Below are 13177 nucleotides of genomic sequence, written 5' to 3'. Positions count from 1 at the left end.
TCTTAGCTTTCCATTTTTTGAGTATTTTTTTCATCTTTTTGAGTTTTTTCTTCTACACGCGAAAGTTCTTGTATATCTTTTTCTAAATCATTAATTTCACTTTTTAACTCTTTGGTATTATTTAAAATATCTTCTTTGAGTTGATCAAATTCTTCAAAACTCAGTTTTTTTCTGATATTTTCGTTAGTTTGTGAAAATTCATCTTTGTATTTTTGTGCTTCATCTTTTAACTCTGCTATTTTTAATTCTTTATTGATACTTGCTTTTGCTTCATCAATATTACTTTTAATGGCTTTTAAAATTTTTGCAATTTCAACTATAGTTGAAGGTAGTTTTTCAGGCCCAAGAACTAAAATAGCTATAACTAAAATAACTAAAATTTCTCCAAAACTCATTATTTTATCTTCTTTCGCTTAAATATATAGTTTGCATTTTACATAAAAATACTTAAAAATACTATTACTTTTATAATATTAATATATAAAGATATCTTGATATATTAATATATTTTTGTTATGCTTATTTTAAAATGAAATGGAGTGAAAGATTATGGAAAAGTTATTTTTTATTTTTAAAGATTTTTTGATTTTATTTATTGAAATTTCTATTTTATTTATATTAGTTAGTATGCTCATTGCTTATCTTAATGAGCGTTATGCTAAATTTTTCAATGAACATTTAAAGAAAGATTCTTTTGTAAGTTATATAAAGGCTATTCTTTTGGGTAGCTTAACTCCCTTTTGTTCATGTTCAAGCATACCACTTTTAAATGCATTTTTAAAAGCTAAAGTACCACTTGGAGTATGTATAGCTTATTTGATAACTTCGCCTTTAATTAATCCTATTATAGTAGTGATGTTTGTAGTAAGTTTTGACTTAAAAATCTCTTTATTTTATGTGGGATTTTTATTTAGCGTGATTTTATTTATTGCTTTTTGTGTTTCAAAAATAAACACTCAAAGATTTTTTAATGAAGACTTTTTAAAAAATGATTTAGAGCAAACTTCAAAGTGTTGTTCTAATGATACTTCTAAAAGTTTATGCTGTGAAAAACCTAGCTCTATTTTTGTTAAAAATTCTAAAATTAGCAGTAAAATTTTAAAATTTAAGACTAAAACAAAAGAAAATAAAATCAAAATATTATTTATGCAAAGCTTTAATGAATACAAAAAAATTCTGCCATATATTATTATTGGTATGGGTATTGGGGCTTTTATACACGGCTTTTTTCCGCAAGATTTTTTTCAAAATTATATGAAAGATTATGGGGTATTGGGTGTATTTATAGCAGCATTTATAGGGGTTTTGCTTTATATGAATTGCACTGCTATGATTCCTGTAGCACTAGCTTTAACTACCAGTGGAATTCCGCTTGGTATAATGATGAGTTTTTTAATAGCAGGAGCAGGGTGTTCTTTACCTGAGCTTATTTTGCTTAAAAGAATTTTTAAAACAAGCTTTTTGTTTTTATTTGCAGGTATGATTGTTTTTATTGCAATTAGTTTTGGACTTTTAATGTTTTTTATATAAGGAATTTTATGCAAGAATTTTTAAAAATAACAAGTGCAATTAATGATGAAAGCAGGATTTTAATCCTAGCTTTTTTACAAAAATATGGAAAACTTTGTGTGTGTGATTTGCAAAGCTCTTTAAATATGAGTCAATCAAGGCTTTCAAGACATTTAAAAATTTTAAAAGAAGCTAATTTTTTAGAAGTAGATAGACAGGGTGTTTGGGCGTATTATGGAGTAAAAGAAAATTTAAATAATTTTTGCAGCGATATATTAAAAAACATCAATGAACTTTCCATAAAGCTTCCTGAGCTTAAAAGGTTTTCTTGTGAATGCAAAGCTTAAGTGCTAATATACAAAGCTAGTTCATCGCTTAAAAGATAATTAGTATTATAAAAAATTCCATTTTTATATACTAATTTCCCTTTTTTGCTAAGAAACATTGCTTTTTCTTTTTCTAAAGGTTCTAGCTTTGTTTCATCCACTCCTATAATGCTTCTAAGTCCTAGAAAAATATGCTCTAAACACAAATCTTTTGAATTTAAATTTTCAACCTCCCTAAAACAGGGATTTGCTATATAATCTTTTAAATTTTTTTTAGTATAAAATCTTTGATTTTTTGAAAATCCTACTGCGCTTAAACCACATCCTACATAGTCTTTTCCTTGCCAATAAGCAAGATTATGTTTGCAAATTTGTCCAAAATTACTGATTTCATATTGTTTATAACCAAGATTTTCAATTGCTTTGATAAAATGTTTTGCAAGGCGTGGAGCGTTTTTTTTATAATGAAATTTTTTAGCAAATCTTGTCTTTTCTTCTATGGTTAGATTATAAGCACTCACATGGCTAATATCAATTAAAGCGAGTTTAGAAATTTCATAATCAAGCATTTTACTATCATCGAGTTTTGTATCATAAATTAAGTCTAAATTTATATTATTAAATCCTGCTTTTTTTGCATTTTCTATACTTATAAAAATGCTTTTTTGATCATGAATACGCCCAAGGAATTGTAATTTTTTTTCATGAAAACTTTGCACCCCAAAAGAAATGCGGTTAAAACCTAAATTTTTTATCTCTTTAAGCCAAGAAAAATTGCTTGAGTTAGGATTTGCTTCTATGCTTATTTCATTATTTTTTTGTAAATAACTTTGCAAAAAAATAAAAATTTTTTCATAAAAATTAACACTCATTAAACTAGGAGTACCACCACCTATAAAAATAGTTTTTATGGAATTTTTATCCAGCATAAAAAAATCTAGTTGATATTTTATATCTTGCATTAAAGCATTTAAATAATCTTTTTCAAAGTCCTTTTTTTTAAGTGAAGTAAAAGAACAATAAAAACATTTACTTTCGCAAAATGGTATATGTATATATAAATGCATAAAACTTCTTTAAAATGTGATTATAAATTCGTATTTTTTTGTTAGAATTATATTATTAAAAAGTCAAGGATAAGAAAATCATGGAAAAAGAAAAAAAATATAGGCCAAATGTAGCCGCAATAGTGCTATCATCAGCTTATCCTTTTGAATGTAAAATTTTACTCGCTAAACGCAATGATATGGAAAATATATGGCAGTTTCCTCAAGGTGGAATAGATGAGGGAGAGGATGCTAAAAGTGCGTTATTTAGAGAATTAAAAGAAGAAATAGGTACAGATGAGATTGAAATTTTAGCCGAACATCCTGAATGGATTAGTTATGATTTTCCACCTAAGGTTGCACAAAAAATGTATCCTTATGATGGTCAAAATCAAAAATATTTTTTAGTTAGATTAAAAAACAAAGCTATTGTTAATCTAAATACTAAAAATCCTGAATTTGATGCTTATAAATTTGCTTCATTGGAAGATGTGTATGATATGATTAATCATTTTAAAAAGCCTATATATATTAGGGTTTTAAAATATTTTAAAGAAAGGGGGTATATTTAATGCTGGTCGTACAAAAATATGGGGGAACGAGTGTAGGAACGCTTGAGCGTATCGATGAAGTTGCTAAAAGAGTGGCAAAAAGTAAAAAAACTTGCGATAAGTTAGTTGTAGTAGTTTCTGCAATGAGTGGAGTTACTAATGAGCTTATTGATTTTGCACATCATTTTAGTAAAAATCCTTCAGGTCGTGAGATGGATATGCTTTTAAGTAGTGGTGAGCGTGTAACTTCATCTTTACTTGCTATTGCATTAAATGAAATGGGTTTAAAAGCTACTGCATTTTCCGGACGCAATGCAGGGATTATTACAGATGATGTTTATACTAAAGCAAGAATTGAACACATTGATACTACAAATATCAATAAAGCCTTAGATGAGGGGTATATTGTAGTAGTTGCTGGCTTTCAAGGTATCGACAAAATGGGTAATGTTACTACTTTAGGTCGTGGTGGAAGTGACTTAAGTGCAGTTGCATTAGCAGGAGCTTTAAATGCTGATTTGTGTGAAATTTATACTGATGTAGATGGGGTATATACTACCGATCCTAGAATTGAGCCAAAGGCTAAAAAGCTAGATAAAATTTCTTATGAAGAAATGCTAGAGCTTGCAAGTTTGGGAGCTAAAGTTTTACAAAATCGCTCTGTAGAGCTTGCTAAAAAATTAAATGTAAAATTAGTTACTAGAAGTAGCTTTAATGAAAATGAAGGGACGATCATTACTAAGGAGGAAAATATGGAACAAGCTTTGGTTAGTGGTATAGCACTAGATAAAAACCAAGCAAGGGTTACTTTAAGAAATATTGATGATAAGCCAGGAATTGCTGCTGAAATTTTTGGAACTTTAGCAAATGAAAATATCAATGTAGATATGATTATCCAAAATGTAGGTGTAGATGGAGCTACAAATTTGGGCTTTACTGTGCCTGAAAACGAGCTTGATTTAGCAACTAATGCTATGAAAAAAGTTTTAGGTGCTAATGCTAATATAGAAACAGATAGTGCAGTGGTAAAAGTTTCAGTTGTGGGTGTGGGTATGAAATCACATTCTGGAGTAGCTTCAGCAGCTTTTAAAGCATTGGCAAATGAAAATATTAACATACAAATGATTTCTACAAGCGAAATTAAAATTTCAGTTATCGTGCATGAAAAATATGGTGAATTAGCTGTAAGAGTATTGCATGAAGTTTATAAACTAGATGTATAAATGAGTAATAGTTTTTTAAAATTTACCCTAGAGCAAATCCGAGAAAATGGCACTTATACAAGTTGGTTAGAAGAAAGGCGTCTTGAATGGTCGCCTTTGATAGCTTCTAAATTAGCTTTGCTTTTGCAAGGTTATACTTTTATTGTGATTACTGATGATCAAAGAGCTTGGTTTGAAGAGTATTTTTTAAGCCAAATCAATGCTAGCACTACAAGACCTTTAGTGCCTTTTGTGTCTTTAAAAGGAATTTATAACAAAGCTTGCAATACCCAAGAAGATATAGATTTACTTAATGATCTTTTAAGTATTTCTTTTCCCAATGGTTATGCTTTTTTTTATATAGGAACTAATACAGGATTTAAATTTAAAATCGCTAATTCTAAAGCAGAAAGTATGCTTTGGCTTTTTGATGAGCAATTGCAAAATAGCTTTTATCTTTCCTCGCGTGATAAAGAATTAGACTATAAACTCATTTCTTTATATAAAGTATTTGAGCAAAGCTTAGAGGCTGTACTTTTTTCTAAGGTAGAAATTTGAATCTAAGAAATAAAATCATTATCCATAATGATTTTGAACTAATGCAAGAAAAACTCACAGAAGAATATGGAGCAAAAAATCTTAAATTTTTCATACCTAAAAATCCTGACTTAGAATTAAGATTAAATGACTTAACTTATGACAAAAACGCTCAAGCAACGGCAAGGGCTATTATGAAAGAAAGTTATATGGCTGAAGCACAAGCTAAAATTATTATTATACTAGCTAAGTCTTTCCGTGAAGAAGCACAAAATTTTTTATTAAAACTTTTTGAAGAGCCACCAAAAAATGTATATTTTATTATCGTAGCTCCTTCAAAAAATGTTTTTTTACCTACTATACTTTCAAGATTTATCATAGAAAAGCATAAAATTCAAAAAGAAAAGATATCTTTAAATTTAGATCTTAAAAAAATGGATCTAGCTCAAATTGCTTCATTATTAAAACAATATGAAAATATAGACAAGCATGAATGTTTAGATTTAATTAGTGTTTTAAGCTATGAGTGTTTTAAACAAGATATAAAATTAAACGATGAAGAAATTGAATTTTTTTATAAAGCTTATGAGCTAGCTAAATTAAATGCAAAGCCAACTATTTTACTAAGCACCATAGCTTTAATTTTACACGAGAGAAAAAATGAAAATCATTAAAATCAATCCTAACACAGACTTTGAGCAAATTTCTAAATATATAAAGCCACATAAAGCAGGTGAGAAAATTATGAGTGAAAAAACTCAAATTCATTTTTTTCTTATCAAAGAACTAAGAGCACCTGCTGCAAATATACTTAAACAAGACGCACTAAGGGTTGGAGCTGAACTTGTAACACATAAAGAAGTTATACTAGGTAAAGAACATACTAATGCCTTGCTTATGGTAACACAAGATCAAGCTAAAAAGCTTATAGAAAAAGAAAAATTACAAGATTTTAAACTTAAAAATTTAGCACTATTTTTAAAGTCTAATTTTGCTAAACCAAAATATGCAAAAATCATGGGTGTGATTAATGTTAATGAAGATAGTTTTAACGCTCAAAGTAGGGTTAAAGAAAATGAAGTTTTAGAAAAAATCGAACTCATGATTTCTCAAGGGGCTGATTATATAGATATAGGCGGGGTTTCTTCAAGACCTGGTAGTGTGTATTGTGGGAAAGAAGAAGAGTTTAAGCGCTTAAAAAACACCCTAGATTTAATTTATAAAGAAAAACTTTATGAAAAATGTATTTTTAGTTTAGATAGCTTTGATGAGTATTGTTTAGAATATGCTTTAAATAAAGGTTTTAAACTTATTAATGATATCGCCGGTTTTAAAAATGAAAATTTAGCCAAACTAGCTTTAAAATACAAAGCCACTTATACACTCATGCATATACAAAATACCCCACAAAATATGCAAGATAACCCGCATTATGAAGATGTATTAACCGAGCTTGATGATTTTTTTACGCAAAAGCTAGAAAGACTAGGTAAGCTTGGTTTAGAAGATGTGATTTTAGATGTTGGCATTGGTTTTGGTAAAAGTCCTTGGCATAATATGATGTTAATCAAACATTTAGAGCATTTTTTACGCTTTGAAAAAGAACTTTTGATTGGAGCTAGTAGGAAAAGTGTGATAAATGCTTATTTTAACTCAAGTGTTGAACAAAGACTAGCGGGCACACTTTATTTACATTTAGAGGCTTTTAAAAATGGTGCAAGCATTATAAGAGCACATGATGTGTATGAGCATAAGCAAATGTTTGAACTTGCAAAAGCTATGGATGAACTTTCTTTGGAGTAGTGATGACTTATCAAGAGTATTTAGAAAAGGTAAAATTAGCAAAAGAATGGATGAGGGCTTATTATGAAGATGATGAGCCTTTAGCAAGCGATGAAGAATATGATAAACTTATAAGAGAGTTAAAAGCATTTGAAACGCTTCATCAAGAAAAGATTTCTAAAGATTCTCCTACGCAAAATATCGCTCCTATTATACAAAGTGAGTTTCATAAACTTGCACATAGTGCAAAAATGTGGTCTATGGAAGATGTTTTTGATGAAGCTGAGCTTAGAGCTTGGGCAAAAAGAGCTAAATGTGAATTTGATTTTTTCATAGAACCTAAATTTGATGGAGCGAGTTTAAATCTTACTTATGAAAATGGTATTTTAATCAGCGGTGCTACAAGGGGCGATGGAGAAGTGGGTGAGGATATTACTTTAAATGTAAAAGAAATATCAAACATACCTCAAAAAATTCCTTATAAAGACAAGATAGAAATTCGTGGCGAAGTGGTAATTTTAAAAGAAGATTTTGAAAAAATCAATGAAAAAAGAGCTAAAGATGGCTTGAGCTTATTTGCAAACCCACGCAACGCAGCAAGTGGTTCACTAAGACAGCTTGATACAAGCATTACAAAAGAAAGAAATTTAAAATTTTATCCTTGGGGAGTGGGAGAGAATTCTTTGGAATTTAGTAAGCACTCTGAAGTGATGGAGTTTGTAAGAAATCTTGGTTTTTTAAAAGATGATTTTGTTTTTTGTGTGAAAACTTTAGATGAGGTTTTGGAAAAATATCATGAGCTTTTAGAAAAAAGAGATCAAAAGCCTATGATGATGGATGGTATGGTTGTAAGGGTAGATGATTTAGCTCATTGTAAGCTTTTGGGTTATACTGTGAAATTTCCAAAATTTATGGCCGCGTTTAAATTTCCTGCTTTGGAAAAAACTACAACATTACTTGGGGTTAATTTACAAGTTGGAAGAAGTGGGGTGATTACCCCTGTGGCGGTTTTAGAGCCTGTAAATTTAGATGGGGTTATCGTAAAGTCTGCAACCTTACATAATTTTGATGAGATAGCTAGACTTGGAGTGATGATAGGCGATAGCGTAAGTGTGATAAGAAGTGGAGATGTTATACCTAAAATTACTAAAGTTTTTACTCAAAGGCGTGATGGTTTAGAAAGTAAGATTGCTAAACCAACTCTTTGTCCTGAGTGTTTAAGTGAGCTTTTAGATGAGGGTGCTTTTTTAAAATGCCAAAACCTAGACTGTAAAGCAAGGCTTGTAAATTCTATCATACATTTTGTATCTAAAAAGTGTTTAAATATAGACGGCCTTGGAGAAAATATCGTCGAGCTTTTATTTAAAGAAGGAAAAATCACTAACATAGAAAGTATATTTTTCTTAAAATATAGTGATTTTGAAGGCTTAGAAGGTTTTAAAGAGAAAAAAATCAACAATCTTCTAAGTGCTATTGAAAATGCAAAAAAATGCCCCTTATCAAGGTTTATCACTGCTTTGGGTATAGAGCATATTGGAGAAGTAGCAGCTAAAAAATTAGCTCAATCTTTTGGCTTTGAATGGTTTATGCAAAGCTATGAAGCTTATGCAAATTTAGAAGGCTTTGGCGAGCAAATGGCTAAAAGCTTAGAAGAATTTACCCATGTCAATGCAAATCGCATTAAGCATTTTTATGAAATTTTGCATTTAGAGGATGAGAAAAAAGAGCTTATTATAAATGATAATATTTCTAATAAAACCTTTGTTATCACAGGCACTTTAAGCAAATCACGCGATCATTTTAAAGAACTAATCGAAAGCTTTGGAGCAAAGGTAAGTTCAAGTGTGTCTAAGAAAACTGACTTTGTATTATATGGAAGTGAAGCAGGCTCAAAGCTTGAAAAGGCTCAAAACTTAGGGGTTAAATGTATTAATGAAGCTGAGTTTAATGCTCTTTTAGGTAACGATGATGAGGTATGATGTCTTTGTAAGTGCAAAGTTAAACATTTCTCGCAACAAAGCTTGTGAGTTTATAGAAAACAAGCAAATTTTACTCAATGGCGAGTTTAAAAAAACCTCTTTTAAAATCACATCTTTAAATCCTTTAGAAGATGAGAGTTTAAAACTCACGCTTTTAGAAGAGCTTTTTGTAAGCAGAGCTGCTTTTAAGCTCAAGCATTTTTTACAAGAGCATACATTTACCATAAAAGATAAAATTTGTTTAGATATAGGTTCATCGACCGGAGGTTTTGTGCAAATTTTACACCAAAATAATGCTAAACACATCACAGCTTTAGATGTAGGCTCTAACCAACTTCATGAGAGCTTAAGAAATTTAGAAAATATCCAAATTTGTGAAAACACTGATTTGCGTGAGTTTAAAAGTGAAATTTTATATGATGTTATCACTTGTGATGTGAGTTTTATATCTTTAACACATTTGATTTTTCATATAGATAAACTTGCTAAAGATCTTATCATCTTGCTTTTTAAACCTCAATTTGAAGTAGGTAAAAATGCTAAGCGTGATAAAAACGGAGTGGTAAAAGATACCAAAGCTATCAAAAATGCTAAAGAAAGCTTTGAAAAAGCTTGTGTAAAGCTTGGTTGGATCTTGCAAGCAAGTCAAGAGTCACACTTAAAAGGAAAAGAAGGTAATGTTGAGTTTTTCTACGCCTATAGAAAAAACTAAGATCACAAATTTAGCCATAGGGCGTTTTGATGGTATGCATTTGGGGCATTTTGAGCTTTTTAAGCATTTAGATGAAAATGGCGCCTTATTTATCATCACTAAAGAGGAAAAAGAAGCCCTAACACCTAAGGATTTTAGAGTAAATTTGGTTGATTTTCCTTTGATTTTTTGTGATTTTGATAAAATCAAGGACTATAAAGGTGGGGATTTTTTAAAACTTTTAAAGCAAAAATTTCCCAAACTAGAAAAGATTATCGTAGGTTATGATTTTAAATTTGGCAAAGAAAGAAAATGTAGCGCCAAAGACATACAAAATCTTTGTGGTATAAACACCATCATCATAGATGAGTTTAAAATTCAAAATAAAAGTGTTCATGCAAGTATGATTAAAACCTTACTTAAAGAAGCAAAAGTCAAAGAAGCTAAAAATTTTCTAGGTAGATTTTATAATATACAAGCAAATATCATCAAAGGTCAAGGTATAGGCGCTAAAGAGCTTTTTGCAACTTTAAATTTACATACAAAAGACTTCTTTTTACCCAAAGATGGCGTATATGCGACTTTAGTAAAGATTGAAAATAAAAGCTATCATAGTGTAAGTTTTATAGGCATAAGATCTACTGATGAAAATTTTGCTTTAGAAACGCATATTTTAGATGAAAATTTCACAAATACAAAAGCAATTTCAGTTGAGTTAAGTTTTATTGACTATATAAGAGCTAATGAGAAATTTAACGACTTAGCCTTATTAAAAGCACAAATTAGTAAAGATATTGACAAAGCAAAAGAAATTTTAGGAAGATTAAATGAAAGATGAAATTTTTAAAAAACCCTTAGAAAAACAATTTGAATTTGATAAAAGCGTAGCAAGTGTTTTTGATGATATGGTGTCAAGATCTGTGCCTTTTTATACGCAAAATTTAAAACTCATAGTCGAACTTATTGATCATTTTGCACCACAAAATGCGAGAATTTGTGATCTTGGTTGTTCTACGGCTAGTTTATTGCTTGCACTTTATGAAAAAAGAAAAGATTTTCTTTTAAGCGGGGTTGATGAAGCTAATGCTATGTTAGAGATCGCCAAAAACAAATGTCAAGCCTTTGGAGCTAGGGTGGCATTTCATCAAAAAAATTTAGATGATTTTGAGTTTTTTAAAAATGATGTTTTTATAGCTACTTATACTTTGCAGTTTATCCGCCCACCTAAAAGACAAGAATTAGTTGATAAAATCTATCAAAACTTAAATGAAAATGGTATGTTTGTGCTTAGTGAAAAAATTCTTTATGAAGATGTAAAAATAGCTAAAAAAATGATACAAATTTATGAGCAATATAAACTAGAGCAAGGTTATAGTAAGCTAGAAATTTCAAGCAAGCGAGAAGCCTTAGAAAATGTCCTCATTCCTTATACTCAAAATGAAAACATAGCTATGCTTAAAAAGGCAGGATTTTCTAAAGTAGAAAGCGTATTTAAGTGGGTAAATTTTGAAACTTTCATAGCTTTTAAATGATAAATTTAATAGCTAAATTTTTAAATCGCTTTGTATAATTTTTTATAATTGTTAAAAATATTTATTATTTATAAATTAATAATTATTTATATATTTTAAAATAATTTATTATATAGTGTGATAATAAGTGATATTTTACTAAAAAAAGAGGTGTAATAATGTCTTATTATCGATATGGGGGGGGGGTATAATGAATTCCTCTCTAGAAAGATTAAATGCAAAGGAAAATTTTAATTATTCTAATACCCAAAGAATTAAAAATATTTTTTTATCTTTGGCAACTATATCTTTTTTAGCAACATGTGCTAATTCTAGTGTTGTTATAAGCGATCCATCTTCTTCTGGTTCTATAAAAATCTCTAAAGCAGGAATGTTAGAAAAAAATGTAAGTGGTGCTGGATGTTTAGATGGTAAAAACTGCACCATAAACACAGATGCTTCAACTAGACTTTGGTTAAAAAATGTTGATGGGTATAATATACATATTAGCAATTCAGGTAAAATCTCTAAAGATAATCAACATGCTATTATGATTGATGAAAATTCTAAAAATATAAATATTATTAATAATGGTTCCATTATCGGTGGAAAATCGGAAATAGTAGAAAAACCTGAATTACCTCCTGAAGAGACTCAAGACCCATTTGTAGAGGGAGATGGGATTTTTATTAGAAATAACTCACATGTAGCAAGTATCATAAATAATAATCTAATAGATGGAAATCATGGTATTTTAATCTATGGTGGAACTATTGATAAATTTACAAATAATAATAATCTACTCGCAAAATATGATGGTTTTTATATAGGCAATAGTAAAGTTACTATTATCGAAAATAAAAAAACCATACAAGGAAGCAATTTTGGAATATTGATTAGACATAGCTCCACTATTGATAATATTAATAACAGTGGATTAATTCAAGGTCTAAATAGAGGAGGTATTTCTATAGAGTATGGTTCAAAAGTAAAGAAGATTGATAACAGGGGAAGTATAGTAGCTAAAACCGATGGTATTTATCTTGGAAAAAGTTTAGAAAATTTAAATAATAATGGAACTATTAAAGGTAATAATTATGGTATTTTAGTTAGAGAACGATCAATATTGGATAATTTGTATAACTCAAAAGATATAATTAGTAGTAGTAGGGATGGAATAACTATTGAAGATAGGGGTAAAATAAAAACTTTAAACAATTTAGGAGTTATTAGTGGTGAAAAAAAAGGTCTTAGAATAGGTAGTAATTATAAAAGTAAAGGAGCACTAGATAATTTAGATAATAAAGGTAAAATATTAGGAAAAGAATACGGGTTGTATATGCAAAAGCAATCAACTTTACAAAATTTTACTAACAAAGGAACCATACAAGGTGCTACTGCTATTGGAGTTAATAATAGCACTATTGTAGATTTTAAAAATTATGGAAGTATTATATCTACTATAGGTCCTAGTATATCTTTAATAAATTCAACTATGTCAAATTTTACTAATATAGCTGGTATTAATTCGCAAAAAGAAATTCTCAATTTAGATAGTTCAACTATAAAATCTTTTGTTAATTCAGGAGTATTAAATAGCCAAACATCTTCCATGGTTTTAAAAAAATCCACTCTAGAAAATCTAAGCAACTCAGGAACCATACAAGGAAAACAAGCTGGTATTAGTTTTGAGAATGCTATAGGTGGCACCCTTGCTAATGCAGGAAGTATAATAGGAAGAGATAATACTTCTAACGGAATAAATATAGATAGCACTTCTAAGGTAGATTCTATAATATCAACTAGTTCTAATGCTTTAATAGCAGGAGTTAATGCCGGTATTAATAATGAAGGAACTATAGGTAAAGATGATACTTCTGATGCAATCATTTTAAATCAAGGCACCATAACAGCATCACAGAATAATGATCAAATAAATACCACAGGCAATGCTTTAATCAATAATGGAACTATAAAAGGAAATATTTCTTTAGCTGATAATGCTAAAATAATTGGAACATTAAAAAACACAAAAACTATTAC

14 protein-coding genes are annotated in these 13177 nt (G+C 29.2%); 12 read left to right on the top strand and 2 right to left on the bottom strand.

Translation table 11 applies throughout. The annotated features are described in order from the left end of the window. Positions 1-2: 2 nt before the first annotated feature. Positions 3-395, bottom strand: a complete 393-nt coding sequence (gene tatB / locus L8W64_RS05815; RefSeq protein WP_133319203.1) for a Sec-independent protein translocase protein TatB — start codon at positions 393-395, stop codon at positions 3-5. 154 nt (positions 396-549) lie between these two features. Here tatB and L8W64_RS05810 point away from each other — a divergent pair, with 154 nt between their 5' ends. After that, entirely contained in the window at positions 550-1530 is a 981-nt protein-coding gene (locus L8W64_RS05810) for a permease (protein WP_263673154.1), read from the top strand. 8 nt (positions 1531-1538) lie between these two features. Continuing rightward, positions 1539-1856: an ArsR/SmtB family transcription factor gene (locus L8W64_RS05805; RefSeq protein ID WP_263666770.1), complete on the top strand. Its 318-nt coding sequence runs from the start codon at positions 1539-1541 to the stop codon at positions 1854-1856. Here L8W64_RS05805 and hemW read toward each other — a convergent pair. After that, positions 1853-2902, bottom strand: coding sequence for a radical SAM family heme chaperone HemW (gene hemW / locus L8W64_RS05800; protein ID WP_263673152.1), 1050 nt, complete (start codon positions 2900-2902; stop codon positions 1853-1855). The two genes, L8W64_RS05805 and hemW, sit on opposite strands and share 4 nt — an antisense overlap. An 80-nt stretch (positions 2903-2982) precedes the next feature. On the opposite strand from hemW, the gene L8W64_RS05795 reads away from it, so the two are divergent. The 10 genes from L8W64_RS05795 to L8W64_RS05750 all read left to right on the top strand — a co-directional run. Next, positions 2983-3453: an RNA pyrophosphohydrolase gene (locus L8W64_RS05795; protein ID WP_133319199.1), complete on the top strand. Its 471-nt coding sequence runs from the start codon at positions 2983-2985 to the stop codon at positions 3451-3453. After that, complete coding sequence (locus L8W64_RS05790) at positions 3453-4655, top strand: aspartate kinase (protein WP_133319198.1); 1203 nt, start codon at positions 3453-3455, stop codon at positions 4653-4655. The genes L8W64_RS05795 and L8W64_RS05790 overlap by 1 nt, the downstream gene beginning before the upstream one ends. Beyond that, the gene (locus L8W64_RS05785) at positions 4656-5192 is read left to right on the top strand and encodes a HobA family DNA replication regulator (protein ID WP_126340811.1); all 537 of its coding nucleotides are present in this window, start codon (positions 4656-4658) and stop codon (positions 5190-5192) included. A gap of 41 nt (positions 5193-5233) precedes the next feature. Continuing rightward, positions 5234-5845, top strand: a complete 612-nt coding sequence (locus tag L8W64_RS05780) for a DNA polymerase III subunit delta' (RefSeq protein ID WP_318529428.1) — start codon at positions 5234-5236, stop codon at positions 5843-5845. After that, positions 5832-6974 (top strand): dihydropteroate synthase, encoded by a 1143-nt coding sequence (folP, locus tag L8W64_RS05775; RefSeq protein ID WP_263673148.1) that lies wholly within the window; start codon positions 5832-5834, stop codon positions 6972-6974. Before L8W64_RS05780 ends, folP begins: the two co-directional genes overlap by 14 nt. A 2-nt stretch (positions 6975-6976) precedes the next feature. Then, a complete protein-coding gene (ligA, locus tag L8W64_RS05770; RefSeq protein ID WP_263673146.1) occupies positions 6977-8932 on the top strand; it encodes an NAD-dependent DNA ligase LigA in 1956 nt (651 codons plus the stop codon). After that, a complete protein-coding gene (locus L8W64_RS05765) occupies positions 8922-9644 on the top strand; it encodes a TlyA family RNA methyltransferase (protein ID WP_263670335.1) in 723 nt (240 codons plus the stop codon). The genes ligA and L8W64_RS05765 overlap by 11 nt, the downstream gene beginning before the upstream one ends. Further along, positions 9610-10461, top strand: coding sequence for a bifunctional riboflavin kinase/FAD synthetase (locus L8W64_RS05760; RefSeq protein ID WP_263673143.1), 852 nt, complete (start codon positions 9610-9612; stop codon positions 10459-10461). The genes L8W64_RS05765 and L8W64_RS05760 overlap by 35 nt, the downstream gene beginning before the upstream one ends. Further along, positions 10451-11155, top strand: coding sequence for a carboxy-S-adenosyl-L-methionine synthase CmoA (gene cmoA / locus L8W64_RS05755; RefSeq protein WP_263673141.1), 705 nt, complete (start codon positions 10451-10453; stop codon positions 11153-11155). Before L8W64_RS05760 ends, cmoA begins: the two co-directional genes overlap by 11 nt. Positions 11156-11345: 190 nt before the next feature. Continuing rightward, positions 11346-13177, top strand: a 1832-nt coding sequence (locus L8W64_RS05750; RefSeq protein WP_263673139.1) for a hypothetical protein, incomplete at its 3' end; no start/stop codon positions are given.

Origin of the sequence: Campylobacter sp. IFREMER_LSEM_CL1097 (assembly GCF_025772225.1) — a bacterium.
Lineage (GTDB): Bacteria > Campylobacterota > Campylobacteria > Campylobacterales > Campylobacteraceae > Campylobacter_D > Campylobacter_D lari_D.
This window is presented reverse-complemented; position numbering and strand designations above follow the sequence as displayed.

Excerpts from the sequence above, each read along its gene's own strand:
- L8W64_RS05810 (WP_263673154.1), top strand. The coding sequence starts at position 550 with ATGGAAAAGTTATTTTTTATTTTTAAAGATTTTTTGATTTTATTTATT.
- ligA (WP_263673146.1), top strand. The coding sequence starts at position 6,977 with ATGACTTATCAAGAGTATTTAGAAAAGGTAAAATTAGCAAAAGAATGG.
- folP (WP_263673148.1), top strand. The coding sequence starts at position 5,832 with ATGAAAATCATTAAAATCAATCCTAACACAGACTTTGAGCAAATTTCT.
- hemW (WP_263673152.1), bottom strand. The coding sequence starts at position 2,902 with ATGCATTTATATATACATATACCATTTTGCGAAAGTAAATGTTTTTAT.
- L8W64_RS05805 (WP_263666770.1), top strand. The coding sequence starts at position 1,539 with ATGCAAGAATTTTTAAAAATAACAAGTGCAATTAATGATGAAAGCAGG.
- L8W64_RS05790 (WP_133319198.1), top strand. The coding sequence starts at position 3,453 with ATGCTGGTCGTACAAAAATATGGGGGAACGAGTGTAGGAACGCTTGAG.
- L8W64_RS05760 (WP_263673143.1), top strand. The coding sequence starts at position 9,610 with ATGTTGAGTTTTTCTACGCCTATAGAAAAAACTAAGATCACAAATTTA.
- L8W64_RS05780 (WP_318529428.1), top strand. The coding sequence starts at position 5,234 with ATGCAAGAAAAACTCACAGAAGAATATGGAGCAAAAAATCTTAAATTT.
- L8W64_RS05785 (WP_126340811.1), top strand. The coding sequence starts at position 4,656 with ATGAGTAATAGTTTTTTAAAATTTACCCTAGAGCAAATCCGAGAAAAT.
- tatB (WP_133319203.1), bottom strand. The coding sequence starts at position 395 with ATGAGTTTTGGAGAAATTTTAGTTATTTTAGTTATAGCTATTTTAGTT.
- L8W64_RS05795 (WP_133319199.1), top strand. The coding sequence starts at position 2,983 with ATGGAAAAAGAAAAAAAATATAGGCCAAATGTAGCCGCAATAGTGCTA.
- L8W64_RS05765 (WP_263670335.1), top strand. The coding sequence starts at position 8,922 with ATGAGGTATGATGTCTTTGTAAGTGCAAAGTTAAACATTTCTCGCAAC.
- cmoA (WP_263673141.1), top strand. The coding sequence starts at position 10,451 with ATGAAAGATGAAATTTTTAAAAAACCCTTAGAAAAACAATTTGAATTT.